Source organism: Pseudomonas sp. 1 R 17 (assembly GCF_900067035.1).
Lineage (GTDB): Bacteria > Pseudomonadota > Gammaproteobacteria > Pseudomonadales > Pseudomonadaceae > Aquipseudomonas > Aquipseudomonas marginalis.
This window is the reverse complement of record NZ_FKLB01000025.1, coordinates 1-2,209: the sequence shown is the minus strand read 5'-3', so window position 1 is coordinate 2,209 and position 2,209 is coordinate 1. Positions and strand designations below refer to the sequence as shown.

Sequence of the window (2,209 nt, the reverse complement as noted above, 5' to 3'; positions counted from 1 at the left end):
AAGCGCAAGTGGTTGAAGTTGTTGAAGAAATCTTCGAAAGCTTCTGAAAATAATCACTTGACAGCAAATGAGGCTGCTGTAGAATGCGCGCCTCGGTTGAGACGAAAGCTCTTAACCAACCGCTCTTTAACAACTGAATCAAGCAATTCGTGTGGGTGCTTGTGGAGTCAGACTGATAGTCAACAAGATTATCAGCATCACAAGTTACTCCGCGAGAAATCAAAGAATAACCAACGATTGCTGAGCCAAGTTTAGGGTTTCTTAAAAACCCAAAGATGTTTGAACTGAAGAGTTTGATCATGGCTCAGATTGAACGCTGGCGGCAGGCCTAACACATGCAAGTCGAGCGGTAGAGAGAAGCTTGCTTCTCTTGAGAGCGGCGGACGGGTGAGTAATGCCTAGGAATCTGCCTGGTAGTGGGGGATAACGTTCGGAAACGGACGCTAATACCGCATACGTCCTACGGGAGAAAGCAGGGGACCTTCGGGCCTTGCGCTATCAGATGAGCCTAGGTCGGATTAGCTAGTTGGTGGGGTAATGGCTCACCAAGGCGACGATCCGTAACTGGTCTGAGAGGATGATCAGTCACACTGGAACTGAGACACGGTCCAGACTCCTACGGGAGGCAGCAGTGGGGAATATTGGACAATGGGCGAAAGCCTGATCCAGCCATGCCGCGTGTGTGAAGAAGGTCTTCGGATTGTAAAGCACTTTAAGTTGGGAGGAAGGGCCATTACCTAATACGTGATGGTTTTGACGTTACCGACAGAATAAGCACCGGCTAACTCTGTGCCAGCAGCCGCGGTAATACAGAGGGTGCAAGCGTTAATCGGAATTACTGGGCGTAAAGCGCGCGTAGGTGGTTTGTTAAGTTGGATGTGAAATCCCCGGGCTCAACCTGGGAACTGCATTCAAAACTGACTGACTAGAGTATGGTAGAGGGTGGTGGAATTTCCTGTGTAGCGGTGAAATGCGTAGATATAGGAAGGAACACCAGTGGCGAAGGCGACCACCTGGACTGATACTGACACTGAGGTGCGAAAGCGTGGGGAGCAAACAGGATTAGATACCCTGGTAGTCCACGCCGTAAACGATGTCAACTAGCCGTTGGGAGCCTTGAGCTCTTAGTGGCGCAGCTAACGCATTAAGTTGACCGCCTGGGGAGTACGGCCGCAAGGTTAAAACTCAAATGAATTGACGGGGGCCCGCACAAGCGGTGGAGCATGTGGTTTAATTCGAAGCAACGCGAAGAACCTTACCAGGCCTTGACATCCAATGAACTTTCTAGAGATAGATTGGTGCCTTCGGGAACATTGAGACAGGTGCTGCATGGCTGTCGTCAGCTCGTGTCGTGAGATGTTGGGTTAAGTCCCGTAACGAGCGCAACCCTTGTCCTTAGTTACCAGCACGTGATGGTGGGCACTCTAAGGAGACTGCCGGTGACAAACCGGAGGAAGGTGGGGATGACGTCAAGTCATCATGGCCCTTACGGCCTGGGCTACACACGTGCTACAATGGTCGGTACAGAGGGTTGCCAAGCCGCGAGGTGGAGCTAATCCCAGAAAACCGATCGTAGTCCGGATCGCAGTCTGCAACTCGACTGCGTGAAGTCGGAATCGCTAGTAATCGCGAATCAGAATGTCGCGGTGAATACGTTCCCGGGCCTTGTACACACCGCCCGTCACACCATGGGAGTGGGTTGCACCAGAAGTAGCTAGTCTAACCTTCGGGAGGACGGTTACCACGGTGTGATTCATGACTGGGGTGAAGTCGTAACAAGGTAGCCGTAGGGGAACCTGCGGCTGGATCACCTCCTTAATCGACGACATCAGCTGCTCCATAAGTTCCCACACGAATTGCTTGATTCATTGAAGAAGACGATAGAAGCAGCTTTAAGCTCCAAGCTGATAGCTCTTAGCTAATCAGTTGCGCTCGAAATTGGGTCTGTAGCTCAGTTGGTTAGAGCGCACCCCTGATAAGGGTGAGGTCGGCAGTTCGAATCTGCCCAGACCCACCAATTTTGTTATGGGGCCATAGCTCAGCTGGGAGAGCGCCTGCCTTGCACGCAGGAGGTCAACGGTTCGATCCCGTTTGGCTCCACCACTACTGCTTCTGCGTTATGAAAGCTTAGAAATGAGCATTCCATCAGTATGATGGTGAATGTTGATTTCTAGTCTTTGATTAGATCGTTCTTTAAAAATTTGGGTAT

2 tRNA genes and 1 rRNA gene are annotated in these 2,209 nt (G+C 51.0%); all 3 read left to right on the top strand.

Annotated features, from left to right (window positions below):
* Positions 1-281 precede the first annotated feature (281 nt).
* The 3 genes from BFP99_RS08410 (at position 282) to BFP99_RS08400 (ending at position 2,103) form a co-directional block, all read left to right on the top strand.
* A 16S ribosomal RNA gene (locus BFP99_RS08410) occupies positions 282-1,818 on the top strand.
* Between the two features lie 122 nt (positions 1,819-1,940).
* Positions 1,941-2,017 (top strand) — tRNA-Ile (locus BFP99_RS08405).
* 10 nt (positions 2,018-2,027) lie between these two features.
* Positions 2,028-2,103, top strand: a tRNA-Ala gene (locus BFP99_RS08400).
* The last annotated feature ends 106 nt before the right edge of the window (positions 2,104-2,209 follow it).